Annotated in this window: 17 protein-coding genes, 1 tRNA gene and 1 pseudogene; 14 read left to right on the top strand and 5 right to left on the bottom strand. The window is 41.8% G+C overall.

Annotated elements, in window-relative coordinates; genetic code table 11:
* The first annotated feature begins 155 nt into the window (after window positions 1-155).
* The 14 genes and pseudogenes from HMPREF1505_RS10450 (at window position 156) to HMPREF1505_RS10385 (ending at window position 11,300) form a co-directional block, all read left to right on the top strand.
* Window positions 156-2,363: a sodium-translocating pyrophosphatase gene (locus HMPREF1505_RS10450; protein ID WP_036925199.1), complete on the top strand. Its 2,208-nt coding sequence runs from the start codon at window positions 156-158 to the stop codon at window positions 2,361-2,363.
* Window positions 2,364-3,158: 795 nt separating this feature from the next.
* The gene (locus HMPREF1505_RS10445; RefSeq protein WP_036925198.1) at window positions 3,159-3,803 is read left to right on the top strand and encodes a hypothetical protein; all 645 of its coding nucleotides are present in this window, start codon (window positions 3,159-3,161) and stop codon (window positions 3,801-3,803) included.
* On the top strand, window positions 3,800-4,258 hold the full coding sequence (locus tag HMPREF1505_RS10440) for a hypothetical protein (protein ID WP_036925196.1): 459 nt from the start codon (window positions 3,800-3,802) through the stop codon (window positions 4,256-4,258). Before HMPREF1505_RS10445 ends, HMPREF1505_RS10440 begins: the two co-directional genes overlap by 4 nt.
* Window positions 4,251-5,036: a hypothetical protein gene (locus HMPREF1505_RS10435; protein WP_036925194.1), complete on the top strand. Its 786-nt coding sequence runs from the start codon at window positions 4,251-4,253 to the stop codon at window positions 5,034-5,036. The genes HMPREF1505_RS10440 and HMPREF1505_RS10435 overlap by 8 nt, the downstream gene beginning before the upstream one ends.
* Before the next feature lie 31 nt (window positions 5,037-5,067).
* Window positions 5,068-5,181 (top strand): annotated as a pseudogene (locus tag HMPREF1505_RS13640) (sodium/proton-translocating pyrophosphatase); the annotation flags it as partial.
* A gap of 830 nt (window positions 5,182-6,011) precedes the next feature.
* Entirely contained in the window at window positions 6,012-6,281 is a 270-nt protein-coding gene (locus HMPREF1505_RS10425) for a peptidase (protein ID WP_231480390.1), read from the top strand.
* A gap of 55 nt (window positions 6,282-6,336) precedes the next feature.
* Window positions 6,337-6,594, top strand: coding sequence for a hypothetical protein (locus HMPREF1505_RS10420; RefSeq protein ID WP_025839993.1), 258 nt, complete (start codon window positions 6,337-6,339; stop codon window positions 6,592-6,594).
* A 414-nt stretch (window positions 6,595-7,008) separates the two neighbouring features.
* Window positions 7,009-7,488 carry an outer membrane beta-barrel protein gene (locus tag HMPREF1505_RS10415; RefSeq protein ID WP_081722955.1) on the top strand — a complete coding sequence of 160 codons (480 nt, stop codon included), beginning with the start codon at window positions 7,009-7,011 and terminating at the stop codon, window positions 7,486-7,488.
* 184 nt (window positions 7,489-7,672) lie between these two features.
* The gene (gene recR / locus HMPREF1505_RS10410) at window positions 7,673-8,281 is read left to right on the top strand and encodes a recombination mediator RecR (RefSeq protein WP_013265871.1); all 609 of its coding nucleotides are present in this window, start codon (window positions 7,673-7,675) and stop codon (window positions 8,279-8,281) included.
* A 7-nt stretch (window positions 8,282-8,288) separates the two neighbouring features.
* The gene (locus tag HMPREF1505_RS10405) at window positions 8,289-8,741 is read left to right on the top strand and encodes a hypothetical protein (protein WP_013265061.1); all 453 of its coding nucleotides are present in this window, start codon (window positions 8,289-8,291) and stop codon (window positions 8,739-8,741) included.
* Entirely contained in the window at window positions 8,742-9,944 is a 1,203-nt protein-coding gene (locus HMPREF1505_RS10400; protein WP_036925187.1) for a glycosyltransferase family 2 protein, read from the top strand.
* A gap of 3 nt (window positions 9,945-9,947) precedes the next feature.
* The gene (locus tag HMPREF1505_RS10395; RefSeq protein ID WP_036925185.1) at window positions 9,948-10,466 is read left to right on the top strand and encodes a GNAT family N-acetyltransferase; all 519 of its coding nucleotides are present in this window, start codon (window positions 9,948-9,950) and stop codon (window positions 10,464-10,466) included.
* 86 nt (window positions 10,467-10,552) lie between these two features.
* Window positions 10,553-10,626: transfer RNA gene (locus HMPREF1505_RS10390), tRNA-Asp, on the top strand.
* A 344-nt stretch (window positions 10,627-10,970) separates the two neighbouring features.
* On the top strand, window positions 10,971-11,300 hold the full coding sequence (locus HMPREF1505_RS10385; RefSeq protein ID WP_036925183.1) for a multidrug efflux SMR transporter: 330 nt from the start codon (window positions 10,971-10,973) through the stop codon (window positions 11,298-11,300).
* Between the two features lie 1,010 nt (window positions 11,301-12,310).
* Here the strand turns inward: HMPREF1505_RS10385 and HMPREF1505_RS10380 are convergent.
* The 5 genes from HMPREF1505_RS10380 to HMPREF1505_RS13215 all read right to left on the bottom strand — a co-directional run bounded on the left by HMPREF1505_RS10380 (window position 12,311) and on the right by HMPREF1505_RS13215 (window position 22,193).
* Window positions 12,311-14,089 carry a M6 family metalloprotease domain-containing protein gene (locus HMPREF1505_RS10380; protein ID WP_036925181.1) on the bottom strand — a complete coding sequence of 593 codons (1,779 nt, stop codon included), beginning with the start codon at window positions 14,087-14,089 and terminating at the stop codon, window positions 12,311-12,313.
* Between the two features lie 941 nt (window positions 14,090-15,030).
* Window positions 15,031-16,644, bottom strand: a complete 1,614-nt coding sequence (locus HMPREF1505_RS10375) for a RagB/SusD family nutrient uptake outer membrane protein (RefSeq protein WP_036925180.1) — start codon at window positions 16,642-16,644, stop codon at window positions 15,031-15,033.
* 22 nt (window positions 16,645-16,666) lie between these two features.
* Window positions 16,667-19,783, bottom strand: coding sequence for a SusC/RagA family TonB-linked outer membrane protein (locus HMPREF1505_RS10370; RefSeq protein WP_369758976.1), 3,117 nt, complete (start codon window positions 19,781-19,783; stop codon window positions 16,667-16,669).
* A gap of 499 nt (window positions 19,784-20,282) precedes the next feature.
* Window positions 20,283-21,983, bottom strand: coding sequence for a hypothetical protein (locus HMPREF1505_RS10365; RefSeq protein ID WP_036925174.1), 1,701 nt, complete (start codon window positions 21,981-21,983; stop codon window positions 20,283-20,285).
* Window positions 21,984-21,995: 12 nt separating this feature from the next.
* Window positions 21,996-22,193, bottom strand: a complete 198-nt coding sequence (locus tag HMPREF1505_RS13215) for a hypothetical protein (protein WP_155948935.1) — start codon at window positions 22,191-22,193, stop codon at window positions 21,996-21,998.
* Window positions 22,194-23,123 lie beyond the last annotated feature (930 nt).

Here is a 23,123-nt window from a genome sequence, read left to right as displayed (position 1 = left end):
CCCCTCCCTTTGGGGGAGGGGTAAGGGGGAGGGGCCAGTTGTTGTTGGTTGTTGTATTCTTCTTTTTCCCTCAATTTCCTTTTGCTCTCAATATTTTTTTATATATTTGCACCATATTATAATCTATCTATTACACAACCTAAACATTTTAAATTATGGAACACATCCCACAAGTTTTTTGGCTCATTCCCATTGCATCAGTATGCGCCTTGGGTATGGCATGGTACTTCTTTAAGTCTATGATGAAAGCGGAGGAAGGTACTCCCCGCATGGTTGAGATTGCTGAATACGTGCGCCGTGGTGCCATGGCGTATCTGAAACAGCAATACAAAGTCGTATTGATTGTTTTTGTTGTTCTTGCGATCGTCTTCGCCATCATGGCTTATGGCTTCAATGCGCAGAATGAATGGGTACCCTTTGCCTTCCTGACTGGTGGTTTCTTCTCTGGTCTTGCGGGTTTCTTCGGTATGAAAACGGCTACCTATGCCAGTGCGAGAACAGCCAATGCAGCACGCAATGGACTCAACAATGGACTCAAAATTGCCTTCCGTTCGGGAGCTGTCATGGGACTCGTTGTCGTTGGATTAGGCTTGTTAGACATAGCCATTTGGTTCATTGTCCTTACTTGGTTCTATTCTGATAAGATGACAACGAGCGAAATGCTTATCACCATCACAACAACGATGTTGACCTTCGGTATGGGTGCATCGACACAGGCTTTGTTTGCTCGTGTAGGTGGTGGTATCTATACAAAGGCGGCTGACGTGGGCGCCGACCTCGTGGGTAAGGTGGAAGCTAACATCCCTGAAGACGACCCACGCAACCCTGCAACGATTGCCGACAACGTGGGCGACAACGTGGGTGACGTGGCTGGTATGGGTGCCGACCTCTACGAGAGCTACTGTGGTTCGATTCTTTCTACGGCTGCCTTGGGTGCAACTGCCTTTGCAGCCTCATCAGGTGATATGCAACTAAAGGCTGTCATCGCACCAATGCTCATCGCTGCCGTCGGTGTTTTCCTTAGTTTATTCGGTATTTTCCTCGTAAGAACGAAGGAGGGAGCCACAATGAAGGACCTTCTCCACGCCTTAGGATTGGGCACAAACACGGCTGCTGTACTCATTGCAGCTGTTAGTTTCCTCATTCTCTACCTCTTAGGACTGGAGAACTGGTTGGGTGTTAGCTTCTCTGTGATTGTTGGTTTGGCAGCTGGTGTTATCATCGGACAGGCAACGGAGTACTATACTTCCCAGAGTTACATGCCTACAAAGGCGATTTCTGAGGCAAGTCATACAGGTGCTGCGACTGTTATTATAAAAGGTATTGGTACGGGTATGATTTCTACTTGTGTCCCTGTCCTTTCCATTTCAGTGGCTATCATGCTGAGTTATCTCTGTGCCAACGGCTTTGACATGTCAATGTCAGCACTCTCTATTCAGCACGGACTCTATGGTATCGGTATCGCTGCGGTCGGTATGCTCTCAACCTTGGGTATCACCTTGGCAACAGATGCCTACGGACCGATTGCCGACAATGCTGGCGGTAATGCGGAGATGAGCGAGTTAGGAGCGGAGGTGCGCCAGCGTACTGATGCCCTTGATGCCTTAGGTAATACCACAGCTGCTACGGGTAAGGGCTTTGCTATTGGTTCGGCTGCACTGACAGCATTAGCGTTGTTGGCTTCTTATATCGAAGAAATCAAGATTGCCATGGCTCGTGTCGGTACACAAATGACCAACGTTGCAGGCGAAACCATTGATGCCACAAAGGCTACTATCCCAGACTTCATGAACTTCTTCCAAGTGAACCTGATGAATCCAAAGGTGCTTGTCGGTGCGTTTATCGGTGCTATGGCAGCCTTCCTTTTCTGCGGATTGACAATGGGTGCCGTTGGTAGAGCAGCTGGAAAGATGGTGGAAGAGGTGCGTCGCCAGTTCCGTGAGATTAAGGGAATATTAGAAGGAACAGGCACACCAGACTATGGACAATGCGTAGAAATCAGTACTCAGAGTGCGCAACACGAGATGATTATCCCATCGCTTTTAGCCATCATCATCCCCGTTGTCGTCGGTCTTTTACTCGGAGTGGCAGGTGTATTGGGCTTGTTAGTAGGCGGTTTGGCAGCCGGCTTCACCCTTGCCGTCTTCATGTCGAATGCTGGTGGTGCGTGGGACAATGCGAAGAAGTATGTCGAGGAGGGCAACTTCGGTGGTAAAGGCTCTGACGCTCACAAGGCAACCATCGTCGGTGACACCGTTGGCGACCCATTCAAAGACACTTCTGGTCCATCGCTCAACATCCTTATCAAACTCATGAGTATGGTCAGCATCGTCATGGCGGGCCTCACTGTTGCCTGCTTATAACAACACTCTCGGAGTTGTTTTCGTGAGAAATAAAATCTTAAAACCAAACCGTTCATTAGAAAACTTTTATAAAACACACTTTGTTTATAACTAACAAAGCGTACACTTATTGGGCATGAAACATACAAAAAGGATGTTTCAAGTAAAACAAAAGAAGTTTCTAATAGAGCGGTTTGGGATTATTTGCTCCTAAAGATACCATAGGAATAACTAAACTTTGAAAGGTAAAGCCGAAATACAAAATACAATCTGTAACTCTAAAAGATTATCACCTTAAAGCCAAATTATTATTAGCAAACGAATGGTGTCGCTGTATCAGGAATTTTACAAAATACCTTAAACTTTCATAAGACTCAAATCACAATATCTTATTTAAATTATACGTAATATATGGTAATTTTATAAAAAATAATTTATAACTTTGCCCCTGTAATAGAGTTATTACTTTTCTTACATTCCATAGACAAAGTAACTTATACAAAACAAGACAACCTTGAGCAAACCTAAATTGCTTAGTCATAATAAAACAAACATCAATTCCAAACTCTGTAGAATCATAACTATCAATAAAACGTATAATAATGAAAACAATGATTACAAGAAACCATAATCAAATCAATGGCATTCGTTCTGACCCCAAACTAAACCTTCAACTTACCAATCAGAATTATAGCAAATCTATGACATGTAAATAAAGACAGCTTGCTATAACTTCTTTTTCAGTCCCTACTGATTATAAATCAAAAAACTATATATTAAGTAATTATAATATAAAACTATTTCAACAATTATTTTATGTGGCATTTATTACCTCCTTATGTTTTTATTTACCTATTGTGGAAATTAATCAAAAGAATATCAAGCGTCCCTAACAAAAAAACTAAGAATATTATAATTCTTGGTTGCAAAGAATCTGGTAAGACTGAGTTATGGAGTAGACTTGGTGCTGACCTCAAAGAATCTTCTAAGAATAGGACGTCACAACAGACAGTTTCTGAATTTACAATTAGTAAAAATGAGAAAACCATAACTATCTCTGAAACAAAAGACATTGGAGGAGGTGATGACTGGGTTTCAACATATGATGAATTAATAAGTAAAGGCACATTCATTTATTATTTAATTAATGGACACGAATTTGAGAAGAAATCAAGTTTCAAAGAAGTAAAAAGCCAGATTGAGAAAATCTCAAGATGCATTAATGGAAAAGAAAATTGTGGATTGAAAATTTTAATAACTCATTTTGATGAAATCAACATAACTGAGCAAGAACTGAAACAAAAAATTAAACAAAAACTTGAAAACAAGATTACAAATATTATACTTAAAGGAGTAAAACAAAAAATAACACAATTTCTCGACAATAATGTCGACTTTGTAAACTTGTTAGATGAGAAAGATATTAATAAAATTAAAGATGAAATACTTGAAGCCTTATGAAATCAAAAAACAAAATAGTTTCAGTTTTATGGTATCAGCCTTTTGACCCTTCTGAAGCAGATGTGGTCGTAATGAATGGTGTTAGAAAGAATCCAGGCTCAGAACGTTCTGAAGCATTTGATTTATTATACAAAAAATCAAACATTGCTTTGGGACATAAAACTCCTTGGTGTGGCTTTATTGGTCAGTATTTTTTTGCTAAAGGTTTTATAATCAATGAAAACAGAAAAGTGTCCTCTTTTTTATATATCACAAAAAAAGAAGCAGGCAAAAAAACAACTGATTATAAGGTAAAAATGAGAGAGGATTTTAAGGAAGAATCACTTATGTTTGATGATTCAACAGAGCTTTACTTAACAAAAAAGACGAATCCAACAACAAAATGGATAGTTTTAGGTACTGCTTTATTAATTCTGACAAGTTTAATCTTTTTATATATTTGTAGTAATGAGTAAATATAAAACCATTTTAGTTTCCAACGAAGACTTTGTATATGGTGTAGAGAAAAACCACTATCCAGAAATATTAGAATTAAAGGAGCAAGGTAGCATAGATGTGTGTACCAAAGAAGATGCCAAAGAGAAATATGCTTCAATAGTAGATAGCCTAAATAATGAAGATGCTATTTATTTACTTAATCCATATACGAACACATGTACACCATTCGATAATCCAGATCTTGAACAGAAAATGATTATCGACGAAGGTATTGCTGTTAGAGAGGCACTTGTTGCTCTTGGAGCAAAGCATATTTTTATAAAAGAAGAGGTAGAAGAAAAAAAAGAAGATAATGGTAAAGTTAAGGTAGGAGGAGGTACACCTATTTACGAAGGAGAACTTAGTATTGAAGGAACAAAGGCTATTCGTCTTAACTTGAAAAAAATATTAGAAAGTAATGATAATGGACGAGAACCAGAGTCTATAGAGATTTGCTATAAACGAATCTATGAAAGTGGTTTAAGCAACAATCCTAATCTGACAAGTTTATTTAAGCGACTAAAAGATAGTAAAGATAAAAGACTCTTCGGAACAGAAAAAATATCTATAGAATATGATAAAGAATTAAGTAGGTCCCTTGATGTTGCTTTGAAACTAAGTAAATTAGAGGTTTTTAATGCAAATATAGGGGGGTCTTACAAATCAGAAGCATTGCACTCTTTCAAATATGAAGTATTTGCAGATTTCGGTCCACATACTCCAAAAGAGGTATCAAGTAACATTATAGACGAGTAAAAAACTTACATACACTTAATTTTCAGAAAGTGACACCGTTGGCGACCCATTCAAGGACACTTCTGGTCCATCGCTCAACATCCTTATCAAACTCATGAGCATGGTCAGCATCGTCATGGCAGGCCTCACTGTTGCCTGCCTATAACAACACTCTCGGAGTTGTTTTCGTGAGAATAAGGCTTTACTTTCATGGAAAGAAATGTTTATTTTCCCAACAGAAAACATTTCTTTTCGTGAGGGTAATCCGCTGTATGCAGGCTGTAAGATGCCTGACTCTGTGGCTAAAGCTATTTATAAGGTTCATTTTAAGACTTCGAAAATCTCTGCAGATAAGGATCTGAAAAATCATTACATAAATTCAAAGAAAACATCAATAAATAACGGCAAAAACACATATAAAAAGCAAGTTTGTAACCATAAGGAAATCAATTAGTTATAAAGGAGTAAAGTAAGAGGTGCTTAATTGGACTTCAAAAGGGCGTTAATAAGACCTCAAAAGGGCACCTTTTGCAAGCCAAAAGAGCATCTTTTAGACCCCTAAAGAGCATGTATTGGTTTTGAGATGAGTGAAAATAGTTTACAAATACTTTTAAACCAGAGAACAATAGCTTTTCTATTCATACTTCAATTTACCTTTTTCAATGATTTTCAAAGATTTACTCTAAAGACTTGCAAGATTAAAATAAAAGAACTATCTTTGTCGTGACAGTTTCCACCACGCCTCTTTTAAATGCGTACCAAGGTGGAACTTTTGCTTTTAATACACTTATGAGTAAGCAAATAGCTTAATAAAAGAACCAATAAATAATACATGGACTAAGAAACTATAGACCCTTCAACACATTCGACTGAATCGCTTAAAATACGAAGCGGTAAGAAAGCAGACGCAATTTATAACACAATCTAAAATTAAATTAACAAGAATGACAAATCTAAAAACAGGAGAAGTCATAACCTTCAAATAACACATGAGTTATGAAACGTAGTAGATTATTATTGTTAATAATAAATTATATTTATCACGATAATATTTATTTGATGTCTCCAATTGTTGATTGGAATTTATTAGATGTGCTAAATAAAAATATTCGAAATAATTATGAAAGAATTAGACCCATTTTGTTGAAATGGCAGGAAAATGGATATATAAAATTAATAGAAGATAACGAGATTGCTTTTTCTTTTATTCCAGAGAAATTACCATCAAAAGAAAAACTAATAGAAGAGAGCCTGAATTTCAAATAATGATTGATGAGAATGGTGAACTTGAAAACAGGTAGAACAATAACATTAAAATAATATGAAGAGAATAAAAATTATTCGTGTATTGGCAACTTATATTTGTCATGATCCATTTGCATATAGCCCTATCTGGACATGGGATGGATTTCCTCCAATTATATATACAGAAAGGGAAAGAATACTTCCTGTATTAAAAGAATGGGAACATAAAGGATATTTAACTTTAATATATGATGAGAAAATAGCCTTTATCCTTAACGTAGAAAAATTACCATCAAAAGAAAAACTAATAGAAGAAAGTCGTAATATTAAATAAAGAATTGTAGAAGTAGAAAAGAAATTAACGAAGAAAGTATGGGACTTTGCCTATAGCTGCTTTATTTGTTCAAAGACAAATCATAGATAGAAGATAACCTGCATGTTACATGGCATAATAGAATATCAAAGGGGAAAAATGCAAAGAGCTGGCACGCACTGTAATACATTTGCCATCTCCATTCAAAGAGCATGTCAAGTCTATTTCAAGTGACAATGGTACTGAATTCGCTTGCTATGAAATGATAGGAATAAGTCTTGGGGTCACCTCTATTTTATAAAGAATGTCAATTTTTTCCTCATTTCAAATATTATCCTTACCTTTGTCTTAAGATTATTGACATAAAACCTATGGTATTACTTGTCAATCCTAAATTATTATTTATATCGTAATATTGCTATGATAAAAAGATTTATGCTGCTCGTTGCAGCAATGGTAGTGAGCATCAGTGCATCTGCACAGTTTCAAGAGGGTAAGGGCTACTTAGGTGCTTCCTTGACAGGACTCGACTTGCACTATAATGGTCATGACGGCATGAATATTGGTGTGCAGGCTAAGGCGGGTTACTTCCCTTGGGATAACCTCATGGTACTTGCTACATTCGATGCTGTACACAATGGTTCTGAGGCTGTTGCCGACCATATCAGCGTAGGTGTTGGTGGACGTTATTATATCACACAGAACGGACTCTACTTGGGTGCGGGTGTGAAGCTTCTCCATGCCAACCATAGTTATAACGACCTGATGCCGGGTGTTGAGGTGGGTTATGCCTTCTTCATCAACCGTTCGGTGACAATTGAACCTGCTATTTACTATGACCAGTCATTCAAGACACATAACTATTCGACAGTGGGCTTGAAGGTTGGTCTCGGCATCTACCTCTTTGATGATTAATCAAGAGGAAGCAACAGATATTATTTTAAGGACTGGCTGTCTGTATAGGGATGCACTTTTGGGGTGTGTCCCTATATCTCTCAAAATCAAAGCCATTGTCCTAATCGACTATATAGAATAAAAAAGAGGATTACAAGCGTAACCCTCCTTTCGATTATCTCCAGCCTACGAGAATTAATTTTAAATGCAACAATACCCTTCTCAACTCTTAGAACGTGCCGTAGAGGCTTTCTCACAGTTGCCAGGTGTGGGGCGCAAGACCGCTCTGCGCCTTGTTTTGCATCTGCTACGCCAGTCGACTGAGGACGTGGATAGCTTTGCGGATGCTGTCATACGTGTGAAACACGATGTGAAGTATTGCAAGGTTTGCCATAACATTTCCGATAATGAGGTTTGTTCTATCTGCTCTGACCCACGCCGAGATGCGTCAGTGGTCTGTGTGGTAGAGAACATTCAGGACGTGATGGCGATTGAGAATACCCAGCAGTTCCATGGATTATACCACGTTTTGGGGGGTATCATCTCTCCTATGGACGGCATCGGACCGCACGACTTAGAGATTGAATCGCTCGTAGAACGTGTGGAAGAGGGTACGGTGAAGGAAATCATCCTTGCCCTTGCCAGTACCATGGAGGGCGACACAACCAACTTTTATATCTCACGTAAGCTGAAAGACACAGGCGTGAAACTGTCGGTTATCGCACGAGGTATCTCTGTTGGCGACGAACTTGAATATACTGATGAGGTGACGTTGGGCAGAAGTATTCTGAACCGCACACCTTTTGAATCTTAAAACAACCATGGATAAAACAAGAAAAATACTTCTTATTGAGTTCTTTGGCTCATGCCTTATCACACTGCTCATCATCGCGGTGTATGAACTTGAACTGATCTTGCCCGGTGCGTGGGCTGATGTTGAAAGCAGTAATATGGTTACTGTGCAGTTTCTTATGCAGCTGTTGACCCTCGCTACTATCCCACTTGCACTCTTCCTTTTCAAGATTGGCTACGTACACTCTGACTTACATACCGACGAGAGTCACGTCAGTCGTAAGCTTCTCTTCTGGGGTAGCGTGCGAATAATGATGCTTTGCGTTCCGATGATACTCAACACCTTCTTCTACTATGCCTTCGGGGATAGTGTAAGTTTCTTCTATCTTGCCGTCATCTTAGCGTTGAGCTTATTCTTCGTCTTCCCCAACAAGAAGCGTTGCGAGCATGAATGTTCTATGGATAATTCAGAACAAGCATAAATGAAGCTGAGCGTTGTCATCGTTAATTATAACGTAAAATACTATCTCCAACAGTGTCTTGAGAGTCTTCAGCGCGCTTTGAAAGGCGTTGAAGCAGAGGTATTTGTGGTTGACAACCATTCTCATGACGGTTCCGTAGCCTATCTTCGCAGCCGTTTCCCTGATGTTCACTTCATTGCCAGTGCGCATAACTTAGGCTTTGCGGGTGGTAATAATATTGCGATTCGGCAGAGTAAGGGCGAATATGTCTTACTACTCAATCCCGACACGGTTGTGGGCGAGGAGGTTATCCGTGCTTCTATCGACTTTATGGATAGCCACCCTGCAGCGGGAGGACATGGCGTACAGATGCTTACTCACTGTGGTGAACGAGCCTTAGAAAGTCGTCGTGGCTTGCCGTCACCCATTGTTTCGTTCTATAAGATGGTAGGACTTTGCAAGCACTTCCCACAAAGTGACCGCTTTGCACATTATTATATGGGTAGTCTGTCGTGGGATATTCCGGGCAAGATTGAGGTAATCAGCGGTGCTTACTGCTTCCTTCGCAGGGCTGCCTTAGACAAGGTAGGACTCTTAGACGAAGATTTCTTCATGTATGGTGAGGATGTCGACCTCAGCTATCGACTGCTGAAAGGTGGCTTTGAGAACTGGTATCTCCCCGTGCGTATCCTGCATTACAAGGGCGAAAGTACGCAGAAGTCGAGCTTCCGATATGTTCACGTCTTCTATGATGCCATGCTCATCTTCTTCCGCAAGCATTATGGCGGTATGAACGCACTATGGCGACTACCGATTAAGACGGCTATCTACGTGAAAGCCTTTGGTTCACTGATAGGTACTACCATTCGAGCAACGAGAAAGAAATTGGGATTTCGCACTTCGAAAGCTAAATCATTCCCACATTATATATTTGTTGCAGGCAAAGATGTCATGAGAAAATGCCAACAATTAGCAACTGACAATGCCCTCGTGGCAGAGTATCGAGTAGCGGATAAGGACAGCTTGCAACACACGCACACCGACCTACTCAAGGAGTTTGGAGGGAAAAGTCGCGCTTACTGCATCGTCTATGACACCGACTTATTCAGCTATCAAGACATCCTAAATGTCTTTGCTGAACAGCCAAAGCAGAATATTCACATCGGTTTCTACCATAGAAAGGAGAACAGAGTCGTCACCATGATGGAAGTTATAGGAGATTAAAGCATGGAAAAGAAACAGCACGTGGAAGTCAGACTGAGAGCAATGGAGCCGGAAGACCTCGATATGCTCTATCACATTGAGAACGATCGTAGCCTATGGAACATCAGTGCAACGAATGTTCCCTACAGCCGTTATGCCCTGCATAACTACATTGCTGACGCGAAAAACGATATCTATATCGACGGACAACTGCGTATGATGATTGAGAATCGTGAGCAGGAAATTGTCGGTGTGATAGACCTTGTCAACTTTGATCCAAAGCATCAGCGGGCGGAAATGGGTATTATCATCATGAAACCTTTTCGCCAAAAAGGCTATGCAAAGGCGGCTATTTCTGCCTTAATCGACTATACGCGCAATGGGCTACACCTCAAACAAATCTACGCTGTAGTAGACGTTGACAACGAGGTGTCAATCCGCTGTCTTTCGTCCATTGGTTTTACAAATGGCTGTATACTGAAAGAGTGGCTTTATTGCGACGGACAATACAAGGATGCAAGGGTAATGCAACTTTTTATATAAAAAGCATAAATTAATTTTGGTGGAATAGATTTTTATTATTACCTTTGCACACGCAAAACAGAAAAAGGGTTTTAAACATCCATTTTGGTGCGTTAGTTCAGTTGGTTAGAATGCCTGCCTGTCACGCAGGAGGTCACGAGTTCGAGTCTCGTACGCACCGCTGAAACCTTGGCTTCCCGCCAAGGTTTTTTTGTTTATGACAAATTAACAGGGTGGACAAGAGAACCGCTGCTTGCAAGAAAGAGACAAAGTAACATGAGAACATGTATTTAAGAAAGAACAAGTGGACGAGTTAACAAGCGTTGTAAAAGGGAGATATAGCAATGCAAAAATAAGTTAACAGATGTTACAGAGTAACTAAATATAAGCCTCAGCGAAGTTAACAAACACTAAACCCAAACGATTGAATTTGCAATAGATATTTAAAAATCGTACCTTTGCAGCAGAAAAAACGCATATAGGTGACGGCGTATACTTCCACCTTTACTTTTAACCATTATATATATGGCTTACTTATTTCTTGCTCTCGCTATTATCTTAGAGGTTTGTGGTACTATTTGTATGAAGCTCTCAGACGGCTTTAGCAAACCACTTCCAGTCGTAGGAACTTGCTTGACATACATTGCATGTTTCTATTTCCTATCACTTTCACTTAAGACCATTCCTTTAGGAATTGCTTATGCCGTTTGGGCAGGACTTGGATTGGTATTAAGCAACGTGATTGCAGTTGTCTTCTTTAAGCTACACTTTGACCTTGCTGCTGGCATCGGCATTGCTCTCATCTTAGCAGGAGTTATCGTCCTTAACCTCTTTTCAAGTGCTTCTGCACACTAACCTCTAAATAAGGACAAAATAAAAGGAGGGTACACAACCGTTCGTTGTGTACCCTCTTTTTAGTAGATAAACGAACTTAGTAGCCGAGTGAACAAGTTAACAAGTAAATCTTCTGCATAGCTTCTTATTCTGTTATCAACTCAAAATAACGTTAGCCTCTCCCCCACTTTTACGTCCCTTGCATCAGTGAGCATTGAATAAAACGTTTGAGAAATAGCTCTGTGCGCTCCATAACCCTTAGACTTCTGAGAATTCTTGTCCATCTAAAAAGAGTTTGTAGCGCTGCGCTTTCTTGCATATATCCGTCTTCTGTGAGAGGATATTATTACCCAAGAGCTATGAAAAGTTATTACAAATCATCAGAGAATATCTCAAAGAAAATGGCTAAAAGCGAGCATTTTTAGTACCACTGCAATCATCTTGTTATCAACAACATACAAAGTCACATTGCAAAAGGTGCTTACTTGGGTTCCAAAAGGGCGTTAGTAAGAACGCAAAAGGGCACCTTTTGCAAGTCAATTGAGCACCTTTTTGCAGCCAAAAGACCATATATTGGTTTTGAAGGGTATGAAAAAAATTGTCAAATATCAAAGTAAACGAGTTTACAAGTAGACAAGATAATCAGGTATATACATAAAGAGCACTTCTTCCAAAGCAAAAGGGCATGAATGGAAAGCCAATTCATGCCCTTTATTTATACCACTATTAATTATATTTACAGAGCAAAGGGCGAGAGAAGATGACAACACCAAGTTGCGCTTCAGCCATCACTCTCAAATATCTATCACAACATATAACTTATAAACTTGCTCTCTCCTTAACTCGTCAACTAAAACTCACTCTTCTGTTTCTCGGTCTTTCTCCGCAAACAAATCGTTAACACGTCCACAAAGCCCCGTCCCTTTGTTACTCAAAAGAACTTTGTTCATCTGTTACCTTGTCTTCTCTCACAAGCAACTCGTTTACTCGTCTACTTGTTCACTTGTCTACTTGCTCACTCGTTCACTCGTCTACTTTCTCACCTTCTTACCTTTAACTATCACAATCTGGTTGTGGAGATTCTGATTGTCCACAACCTTCATGCCAGAGAGCGTATAGGTATCAGCAGACTGTTCGTGGTCGGCAGAGAGGTTGTTAATGCCTGTTGCAGCCTTTAGCGGAGTAAAGTGGAAGGAGATTGTATTGTCATTATTCCGAACAATCTGCTTGAGTCCAGCCTGAGGACTGACGTTATAGTTTGTATAGAAACTTAGACGAGGGTCAGTAGACTTCGTTAAGCTATTGTTCAAATCCGTTGGGAATGGGTCACTATTCTGCGTGTCATGATCGAGTCGACCATCTGCAGACACTATCGTGAAGCGTGGATGACGCTGTGCAGAAGCAGCATTGAGGTTGTTCATTCGCCATGAATAAGCATCGAAATCAACGTGGAAGACCATCAGTCCGTGCCCTGGCAACTCAGCATCCCAGCGGTGAGGCGTGCGATTCTCAAAGATATAATACTCATTCTTCGTGTCTGGATTATAGAGGAAATAGGCATCGCCACCCTCAGCAATTCCCTTCATATTCTTCACCTCAACAGCCTCATCGGCAAGTGTGATAGGCTTTAGCCAACCCATATATGCCTTCTCATAAGCATCGTAACCAGCTGGCACAGTACCGATTCCAGTACCACCATAGACGTTAATCAGACTCTCTGGTCCACCGTTATAACTACCCGCACACATCAAATCATATCGTCCAGAACCAATGTTACTGCCGCCACGTGTGTCATAGAAGTCGGGCAGACCGAGACAATGCGAGAACTCATGACAGATAGTACCGATACCAGAATAGTAGATACGCGACTTCTCATTCACCTTCGCACGAATGATTTCATTGCTACAAGCGTATGTATTTATCGTTTGTCCGTTGAATGTCAGTGCGTCAAGTCCTGCATCGGTAAGGGAATACTTGTGTGGCCAGATAGTACTTGGCTCACCACCTGTCGCCTCACCCTCACCGGCATAGATGACATAAACCTGCTCTACTTCGCCATCATCATCCCAGTCGTACTTACTGAAATCTACCTGCCCTTGAATAGCATTGCAGGCATCAATAATCATCTGTGGTGCATTCGCATCATTCATATTAGCTGTTCGCTCACCATAAAACTGATGAGGATGCTTGAGCTTTACGGGTCCTACGACATCGAAAGTGAGGTCGAACTTACCATTACTTTGGTCGAGGAAATAGTCGTGAACACTACCGATAGCACCGTTATCATTGGTATATCCCACCTTATTGAGCATGTTCTCATAGAGTGTCTTGACGTCTTTCTCACGTGGTCTGAGCGTCAACACATTCTTTGGGTCTTTGAAAGCCACATCTTCGAACTCAACCAAGATGACGAGTCCTTTCTTTTTACCCTCCCATGTCATTCCCATTCCTTCTCCGAAAGGCTTAGAATTAACATGCATCTCATGTTGTTTTTGCAGTTGTCTTACTTGCTGAATGGCTGCTGCAACGAGTTCTTCCTTTCCCTTTCGCAATGCCTTGTCATGGGCTAACACCGATGAAGGCACCAACTGATTATCCTCGATACGCGCGTAATAATAGCTGCCATTATGGGGCAACACAGGGATGTTGTCCTCTGTCAGCGCATAATTGAAATGCTCATCGCCCACGGTCATCACCTTTAGGATTGTTCCGTCAGCCTGCTTAAAGCTTCGCCACATCCTCATGGCAGGAATAGCAAACGATGATGTTGCCAACAATACGCTGGCTAAGAGAGTTATAATTTTCTTCATAAGACTGCTTTTAAATATGATTCTCTGGTTTTTAATTAGTAAGATGTTATTTTTCAATAGACAGTACAAAGATAAATAAAAAATTAAAAGGTAAGAAAATAAAATGGCAAAAAAAGTGGGCGAGTAGACGAGTAAACAAGTAGACGAGTGAACGAGTTGCTTGTGAGAGAAGACAAAGTAACAGATGAACAGGTGAACAGGTGTTTAGTTGATAAGCCACTTTATAACAAATACCTCGTTTGCAGGTCTACTTGTTTACTCGTCAACTTTAAAAACCTTGTTTCTATGTTACTTTGTCTTTTACTTACCCTGTCTACAAGCAACTTGTTAACTTGTCAACTTGTACACTCGTCAACTTTAAAGACCTTGTTCCTATGTTACTTTGTCTTTTATTTACCCTGTCTACAAGCAACTCGTTCACTTGTCCACTCGTTAACTCGTCTACTCGCCCATCTTGTCAACTTTTTTCAAGCACGTAGAGAGCGAAAGGTGGTCTTTTGGCTTCTTAAAGACGCCCTTTTGGCTTGCAAAAGATGCCCTTTAAGACCCTTACTAACGCCCTTTTGAAGCCTTAATAAGCACCTTTTACTGTCGTGTTTTATAATCATTTGAATTTCTGCGAGTTACAAACTAACTCGCAATACGTGTTTTTCACCTTTGTTTCAAGGATTTTATTGGAGGGAATGTCAAGGTTTTTGACACGGGTAAAAACCTCACCCCCCAACCCCCTCTCCGAAAGGAGAGGGGGAGTGCAGGGAACAGTTCGCTTAGGAATGACTAAACAGCTTTTCCTATCATAGGGGTATCTCGCATTCTACGCCCCTCCCTTTGGGGGAGGGGTTAGGGGGTGGGGCCAGTTGCTTTCGTTACATTCTACGCCCCTCCCTATGGGGGAGGGGTTGGGGGAGGGGCCAGTTGTGACGAGTTCGAGTCAGTTTCCCTTACTTCGCATACCCCGGATTCTGCTCCAACTTAGGATTATCAGAGATATTCCACTGTGGGATTGGCAGGTATCTGTTGAAGGTTTGGAACGTACGGTCCTCAACCTTGCTGCTACCACTGACTACGGCACGCATGGTTGGGTCGGTAGCAGATGTGTTAATAGTACCTGTGATACGGTTCAATGGACCATTCAATACTGTCTCTGCGACCATCTTACCATTGCTTGTCCAACGTAAGATATCAGCACGACGGAGACCCTCACCAGCGAACTCTGAGCCACGCTCACGACGAATCAACTCACGAAGTTTGTCCTTTGTGTTATACTTTGACTGGTCAACAGCAGGCATACCCACGCGGGTACGCACCTTGTCAATCATTGCATAGACGTTGGCAGAAGGACCATTCAACTCGTTCTCTGCCTCTGCCCATGTCAAGAGCACCTCTGCATAGCGGAAGACAATAGGGCAAGCCTCTGTGTCCCATACGTCAGCATACTGTGTCTTTGGATCTAAGTACTTACGCCATGTGAGGGCAGTCTTAGATGAGTTGGCAGCATTGGTTGGATAGTTAGGATTCTTCTTACCATTGACATTCTCGTCGAGGGTATTGAAGATAGTACCTTCCCAATCGCAACCAGGATAGAGAATCGTCATTGCCATACGTGGGTCACGACCATGGAAAGGATGGGTTGCATCATATCCAGAACCTGCCTCATCGATTGTCATACCATTGCTCATCTCATAGTTATCAACACACTTCTGTGTTGGAACAACTGATGACCAGCCACCATCGGCATTGTTATAGAGCTGTCCGATAGTACCCAGTGGGCGAGTACCGCTCTTATACTGTACGGCAAGGATGATTTCTTTTGAGTCAACACCAGCCAACTTGAAGAGGTTGGTATAGTCAGGATCAAGTTCATACTTACCCAAGTCGATGATAGCCTGAGCAGCATCCTTCGCCTTCTGATAGTCGCCCCAGTAGAGAGCAGCACGCATCTTCATAGCTAAGGCAGCACCCTTTGCGATACGTCCACGTGCAGCAGGAGATGTATTGATGTCAGCAATCGCCTCATCAAGGTCTTTGAATACCAAAGCCTTCACTTCTTGCTCCGTATTACGTGGCACGCGTGCCTCCTGAGCACTGGTGAAAGGTTTAACGATTGGCACACCACCATAGAGGAAACCCATGCGGAAATAGTTGTAAGCACGGATAGCCTTCACCTGCGCAACGAGGTCTTTCTTTACCGCATCGCTGCTGAAGACGCACTTATCAACATTCTCAAGGAAGGTGTTACATCTACCAATGATAGTATAATCGTAGAACGACCAACCCGGAGACGATGGTGAGAGCGAACCATTACCGATATTGGTAAAGCCTTCCCAAGGGAAGTTGTTGTACGCAAAGTCAGAGCCAGCGTCCCAATAAAGCAGGGCTCCACCATCTTCCCAACCATCATAACAGCCCACAAGGAACTTCTCAGCATCGTCACCTGTCTTCCATGTAGTAGATGGCGACATTGCATCCTTCGGCACAGTGGTAAGGTAGTCATTACAAGATGTGAGCGCAAAGGCTGCCACACCTGCTAATATATATGTTCTTACAGTTTTCATAATGTATATCGGGTATTTACGGTTAGAATGTGATATTGATACCGATAGAATGTGAGCGCAGCAATGGATAAGATGATCCACGCTCGCTGGTCACTTCTGGGTCAATATTGAATGGCAATGCATCGAAAGTAAGGAGGTTTTCACCTGCATAGTAGATACGTACCTTCTCAAGTCCAATAGCTTTGAGTGCACTCTTTGGAAGGGTGTAACCCAACTGCAAAGTCTTCAAACGCAAGTAAGCTGTGTTCCACAACCAGAAGGTTGACATAGCACGAGTCATGTCGCTTGGGCTGTTTCCTGTCTCGAATACGCGTGGCAACTTAGCATTGTGATTGTCGTCTGTCCATGAGTCTTTCCACAGTGTTGAAGGGTGGCTGGCATCACCAGAGAACTCACCAAGTACCTCACGGTTGTAGATATGAGATACAGCACCAACACCCTGCCAAATCATAGAGAGGTCAATGTTCTTCCATGTTGCACCGAGGTTGAAGCCGTAAGTAATTGCTGGGATATCAGTATGCTTGGTGTAGATACGGTCGTTTGAATCGAGCTTATCATCACCGTTTGTGTCCTCATAGATAAGGTCACCCGCCATAAACTTACGTCCGAATGGGTTGCCATACTTCGCTGTGTAGTCGTCAGCCTCCTGCTGTGAGTTGAAGAACTTGCCAGTAGCCTTGTACATAAAGAAGCTATTGTACTGCTGACCAATAGCTGTACGGCGGTTGCGGTTATCCTTATCTACAACATATTCGGTTCCCTCACCCAAGTAGAGAATCTTATTCTTGTTGTAAGAGAAGTTCGCACCAACATTGATTGTCCAATCCTTGTTCAACTGCTTTGCGTAAGCCAATGAAAGCTCAACACCCTGATTGCGCAATGCACCGATATTATCCTTGTAAGCACCGAGTGCAAACTCTGCAGGAGCAGACACGTTCATGATGATACCAGTCGTCTTGCGGTTGTAGTAATCCAACGAACCAGTCAAACCACCGAAGAGGGTAAAGTCAAGACCAACGCCCCATGTGGTAGAACGCTCCCAAGAGATTGTCTCAAGGTGATAGCTACCCTGATAGTAACCCGGAGTGAGCTGACCACCAAATGGATACTTCGCATTGAGGTTGTAAGTATTCATCCAAGGATAGTAATCGTTCAGAGCGTCCTGATTACCCAACTGACCCCATGATGCACGCAGCTTCAAGTTGTTCAACCATGACTTTGAACTCTCCATGAATGGTTCCTCAGAGATACGCCATGCAGCAGAGAATGATGGGAAGAAACCCCAGCGATGAGCTTCAGCAAAGCGTGAAGAAGCATCAGAACGGAAGTTTGCCTCAAAGAGGTAACGACCATCATAGTCGTAATTCAGACGACCGAAGTAAGACACCATTGACAGCTCGCGAGTGTTACCAGCGTTCTGCTGTGTCGAAGCATCACCAGCGTTCATATCAGTAAGTTCATTGTTAGGGAAGTTCTTACGATACATCCAGTCTGGCAGATACTTATAACGTTCAGTATGCCAACCGAGCATAGCCTTGAAGTTGTGCTTCGCAAATGACTTATCATAGTTCAGGAACGCATCGAAGGTTGTGCGGTGCCAATCATAGTGAGCAATCTCTAACTTGTTAGGGTCAGAGGCCTTATTAGGGTTATACTGAATGAACTTTTGGAAGTAAGAGTAACGCTGTGAAGCATCAACATATGCGCCCTGCAGCGTCAACTTCAAGTCTTTCAGAATCTGATAGTCGAGACCAATCATACCCGTAAAGTTACGATTGTTGCGGTTTACGGTCATACCTGACTCCAACCAAGCCATTGGGTTACCATCAGAAACAGTACCGTAAGTACCATCTTCGTACTTATACACAATCCAAGGCGCGATGATATTCAGCTGACGAATAATCTGATCGCTACTACCACCAGCGTATGCACTACTTGCATCGCGATAGTTGTTTTGGATATAAGCGAGGTTAAGATGGGCAGTGATGCGCTTTGACAACACCATGTCGAGATTCGCACGACCATTAAACTGCTCACGACCTGCATTAGGAAGAATACTGCTCTGCTTGAGATAACCTGCAGAAGCAAGATACTTCACATACTCATTACCACCCGTAATGTTCACGCTATGGCGGTTCTGCCAAGCGGTTTTGAATGCAAGATCATACCAGTCTGTATTAGGATAGTTGTAAGGATCTGAACCATCACGGAACTTCTTAATCGCTTCATCAGAGAAACGTGCTGCCTTACCACTACGCTCCAATGCCTTATTATAATAGTAAGCGGCATCGGCAGAATTCATCCTTTCCATCAAGGCTGTTGCATTCTGAATACCAAAATAACCTGAATAACTAACCTTTGGCGCACCGTTCTGCCCTCGTTTTGTAGTTACCAGAATCACACCGTTAGATGCTTTAGAACCATAGATGGCTGCTGAAGAAGCATCCTTCAGGACTGAGATACTCGCGATATCCTCTGGATCAAGCGAGTTGAGCGTTCCTGCCTCAACACCATCAATCAATATATAAGGTGAAGCGGAGTTCAATGTTCCCACACCACGCACAAGAATCGTACCATTATCAAGACCCGGTGCACCGTCTGCTCCGGTCACCGTGATACCTGGCAATAAGCCCTGCAAGCCTGAAGACACGTTAGAGATAGGGCGGTTTTCGAGCGCCTTACTATCGAGTTGTGCAACAGAACCAGAGAGGTTTGCCTTCTTCTGTGTACCATAACCGACAACAACAACCTCACTCAAGGCGCTGTTCTCATCCTTCAGAGTAATGTTATAGTTCGTCACACCACTTCTCACCATGACGCTCTGAGTGGCAAAACCAACATAACTAATCTTCAACTCCGTACCCGGAGCAACAGAGACTGAGAAGCGACCGTCCATGTCGGTCACCCCTACTGGAGTACCATTTGCCAGTATAGAAGCACCAATGACTGGGTCGCCATTAGCATCTTTCACTACACCATTAATACTCTGCTTTTGCTGCTGAACACTCATACTCGTGTTCGCATCTACATTGGCTAATACTGGGGACGGTGCAAATGCCATCAACCCAAGTGCAAAGGAGAAAGCTAAGCGACCACTAACAAATGGTGGGTGCTTTCTGCGACTCTGACTTACTTTCATAAAATTAGACATATATTCTATTGATTTAGGTTTTGTGCTACAAATATAGTCGTTTATACAACAAATACCAAAAGAAATGTTCTTTTTTTTTAATCAGAAGTATTGTTCACGCACACAAGTAGCCTCAAGCAGCCCCTCCCCCTTGCCCCTCCCCCAAAGGGAGGGGAGTGATATGCGTGATACCCCTTGTTATTCGCAAATGCTTACGCTCATTATTACTTAATTACTTAAGCAAACTGTATTACTCAAGCGAACTGTTCCCAGCACTCCCCCTCTCCCTTCGGAGAGGGGGTTGGGGGGTGAGGCTTTTTCTTTAGTCCAAAGAAAAAAGGGAAGACGTAAAATCATCTTTTACATCTTCCCTTTTTACTTATATTCTTTTCTTAGTCCCCCTTCTTTCAACTCCCCACTACGTGCATATCCACAAGGATATTGTTGTGTCTGCTCCCCTCCCTGCGTGGGAAGGAGTCGGGAAGAGTCTGTTGGGCGACCTTCTATATTACTGTCCTACATAGATTGGACGAATGCTGTACATTGCACGCTTTGCATGTTTTGCACTCTTAGTATTTCCCGTATAAATTTGATTTCTTTCACTAACATAAGGAGCAAATGCCGATGCTTGTGTTGCATTACCTCCCGTAGCAAGCCAATAAGCACCCTGTGAACCAGGTTTAGCTAAATGACTTTGACCGTATTCATTATACATACCAGCCATAGGGAAGAAAAGAGCCTTTTCAAAGTCTTTCTCTTTAAACTCCCTCAATATAGGGTCTCGGTCAATTGTTTGAGTTGCATTGAGGTTAGATTTTTGATAAGGATTACCATTCTTGTCTAAAATCCAACCTTTCTGATTTTCAGGTACATTTGGATCAAACAACGCTCCATAAATAGTATTTCCCGCACCATCAATAAAGTAACCGAAGCTTTGTGCTGTTTTAGACATCATATTTGCAAACACCGATGCTGTTGGTATCTGCCACTTCCCATTAGAAGCATAGGCTGCCAAGTCACCAAGAGTCTTATCAGAGTTAAACTGACCATTTATGTCTCCAACTTTATTCCATAAACTATAATTACCATTGCTAACAACTGAATAGTCAGATGCCTTAACAATATCACCCCAACGGAAGTGATCCCATTTTCCATCAAAAGTAGTTACTCTATCATCCAAAACACTCTCCGTAAGAGGATAACCACACTTTGCAGTATAGAAGTAATCCCATGGATTCTTAGCAAGGTGATAGCCATCTTTCCAACCAGCTGTTGTTGAATTTGGAGTGTACTGGAGGTTATACTTACCCCACTTCACACCATCAATTTCAATGTATGGAGTAATCTCTTTAACCGCAACTACATAAGGGGCGTAGTCAGCGTTCGCTATTGGTAAATCCACACCAACAGAGAAACGATAAGTCTTATTATCACTTCCTACAACTGTAAAGGTTGGTTGGAAATGTTCCTCTGGGAATACTGCTACAACAAACGAATCAAGTGGAGCTGAAGGGGTAATAGTAATATCGCCCTTCTGTTTCTCTGTCAATTGACCTGTACTCATATCGAATCTACCACTTGTGAAAACATTCGAAATGGTAAGTTTCTTTAGGTTCTTAAGTTCTTGACCATCTGCTTTGAACTTCAGACGAAGCACAGCATACTGCTTATGCATCTGAACGTTACCTGTTACATTATTGCTTCCAGGTGTAGTCCTAACGCGTGTTGTACCATAACTGAAGTCAAAGTATTTCAGATTCTCTAACTTACCATCTTGTGCACGGTTCACAACTTGTCCATTCTCAGACAAATTACTCATATTTAAGCTAATATCTACTTTATGCTGGTTTCCAACACCAGCACTATTCTGGTAAGGGAAGAAAACAGCGATCTCGTTATTATCAGCACAAGTTACATTACCTTCCAACAATGTATTAGCACCATCGCCTTTTGCTACTAACTCATCAGTACCAGCAGGAGAGGTTAAGTTATAAACAATAAATCTATCACCCTTTCTCCACTGGTTACCGTCTTGCAGACTGATATAAGAACGAGTCGTCGCATTGTTAGCAGATAAAGTCAATGAACGTTTTGCAGTCTTAGTAGGGTTAATAGGGGTATTACCCTCATTATTCAAATCGCTTGAACATGATGCCAAGCCTACGGCAACAACACCAAGGATGAGACCGTAAATCTTCTTAAATGTCATGTAAACTTTCTTTTAATGGTTCGTAAAATCTTCGTCTTGAAAGAAACCTATCTTGGCAGGATTACTTCCTCCTGCAGTAGAAGAATTAAGTTCTGTCTCCTTTTTTTGGTTGTAATTCTGATTAGCCGCACCAGGGCTTCCTGCTAACATAGCTTGCTCAACAGCTACGACCATACTTGAACAGCATGGCTTTTCATAATTCTTTTTCATTTTACTTGAGTAATTTATTTCGTTTTTTTTTATATGATTTCCTGTGGTGTATCGCTTAGTGGCATAACACGTGAATACATTATCGTAAACCGTTTTCCTGAATCTCTCTTTTAGCTATAATAAGCTTTATTATAAGATTTGGTGCAAAATTACGATAATTTTACCAAACAAAGGATTCTAATATTGTTAAAAGTACAAAAAAGGTGTAATGTTTTAACAAATGTTTGAGGATATATGAGAGCCCCCCCCGACCCCTCCAAAGGAGGGGAGTGTCAAACAGATGACGGAGGATAATGATAAAAGGGGACCTCCCCCAGCCCCCTCCAAAGGAGGGGAGTGCCAAATGGGGTAATGATAAAAAACGAAATCAGCCAAAAGACAATCAGTTTACTCTGCTAATCTTTATCTATTAGGCACTCCCCTCCTTTGGAGGGGTTGGGGGAGGTCCCTGCTTTTGATTTAACTCTCACTCCGTTAGGCACTCCCCTCCTTTGGAGGGGTCGGGGGGAGGTGGGAACGTTTGTTTGTAAATAATTTTCTATACACTGTGTTTCAACATATGGTCTTTTAGCTTCTTAAAGGCGCCCTTTCGGCTTACAAAAGGTGCCCTTTTNAGGTCTTATTAACGCCCTTTTGGAGTCCAATTAAGCACCTTTTGCATTACGAGTCTGCAATAGATTGATATACTGTTAGTTACAAAGACTTTCAAAAAGGCTGTTTTTGAGTATTCTTAGGGGTGTTTTCGCCGCTGTTATGTAAGGAAAATTCAAAAAGCAGGTGTGATAAGAAAAGGTTCATCTGAAATATGGAGTGATAAACTAAAAGGCTTATATAATAGGCATACGGAGTCACGGAGGGACGGAGGTAACGCAATGTTACGGAGGTGCCGACGGCACAAAGAGCGACGGAGGTGTAGCGTACAGATTCTTG

Origin of the sequence: Prevotella sp. ICM33 (assembly GCF_000517825.1) — a bacterium.
Classification (GTDB): Bacteria; Bacteroidota; Bacteroidia; order Bacteroidales; family Bacteroidaceae; genus Prevotella; species Prevotella melaninogenica.
Note: the sequence above shows the minus strand (reverse complement) of the source record. Positions and strands in the feature narration are given on the sequence as shown.

What these genes read in the sequence shown, in the direction of transcription:
- HMPREF1505_RS10405 (WP_013265061.1), top strand. Translation starts at nt 8,289, where the DNA reads ATGGATAAAACAAGAAAAATACTTCTTATTGAGTTCTTTGGCTCATGC.
- HMPREF1505_RS10370 (WP_369758976.1), bottom strand. Translation starts at nt 19,783, where the DNA reads ATGAAAGTAAGTCAGAGTCGCAGAAAGCACCCACCATTTGTTAGTGGT.
- HMPREF1505_RS10450 (WP_036925199.1), top strand. Translation starts at nt 156, where the DNA reads ATGGAACACATCCCACAAGTTTTTTGGCTCATTCCCATTGCATCAGTA.
- HMPREF1505_RS10395 (WP_036925185.1), top strand. Translation starts at nt 9,948, where the DNA reads ATGGAAAAGAAACAGCACGTGGAAGTCAGACTGAGAGCAATGGAGCCG.
- HMPREF1505_RS10385 (WP_036925183.1), top strand. Translation starts at nt 10,971, where the DNA reads ATGGCTTACTTATTTCTTGCTCTCGCTATTATCTTAGAGGTTTGTGGT.
- HMPREF1505_RS10425 (WP_231480390.1), top strand. Translation starts at nt 6,012, where the DNA reads ATGAAACGTAGTAGATTATTATTGTTAATAATAAATTATATTTATCAC.
- HMPREF1505_RS10415 (WP_081722955.1), top strand. Translation starts at nt 7,009, where the DNA reads ATGCTGCTCGTTGCAGCAATGGTAGTGAGCATCAGTGCATCTGCACAG.
- HMPREF1505_RS10435 (WP_036925194.1), top strand. Translation starts at nt 4,251, where the DNA reads ATGAGTAAATATAAAACCATTTTAGTTTCCAACGAAGACTTTGTATAT.
- HMPREF1505_RS10365 (WP_036925174.1), bottom strand. Translation starts at nt 21,983, where the DNA reads ATGACATTTAAGAAGATTTACGGTCTCATCCTTGGTGTTGTTGCCGTA.
- HMPREF1505_RS10445 (WP_036925198.1), top strand. Translation starts at nt 3,159, where the DNA reads ATGTGGCATTTATTACCTCCTTATGTTTTTATTTACCTATTGTGGAAA.
- recR (WP_013265871.1), top strand. Translation starts at nt 7,673, where the DNA reads ATGCAACAATACCCTTCTCAACTCTTAGAACGTGCCGTAGAGGCTTTC.
- HMPREF1505_RS10375 (WP_036925180.1), bottom strand. Translation starts at nt 16,644, where the DNA reads ATGAAAACTGTAAGAACATATATATTAGCAGGTGTGGCAGCCTTTGCG.
- HMPREF1505_RS10420 (WP_025839993.1), top strand. Translation starts at nt 6,337, where the DNA reads ATGAAGAGAATAAAAATTATTCGTGTATTGGCAACTTATATTTGTCAT.
- HMPREF1505_RS10440 (WP_036925196.1), top strand. Translation starts at nt 3,800, where the DNA reads ATGAAATCAAAAAACAAAATAGTTTCAGTTTTATGGTATCAGCCTTTT.
- HMPREF1505_RS10380 (WP_036925181.1), bottom strand. Translation starts at nt 14,089, where the DNA reads ATGAAGAAAATTATAACTCTCTTAGCCAGCGTATTGTTGGCAACATCA.
- HMPREF1505_RS10400 (WP_036925187.1), top strand. Translation starts at nt 8,742, where the DNA reads ATGAAGCTGAGCGTTGTCATCGTTAATTATAACGTAAAATACTATCTC.
- HMPREF1505_RS13215 (WP_155948935.1), bottom strand. Translation starts at nt 22,193, where the DNA reads ATGAAAAAGAATTATGAAAAGCCATGCTGTTCAAGTATGGTCGTAGCT.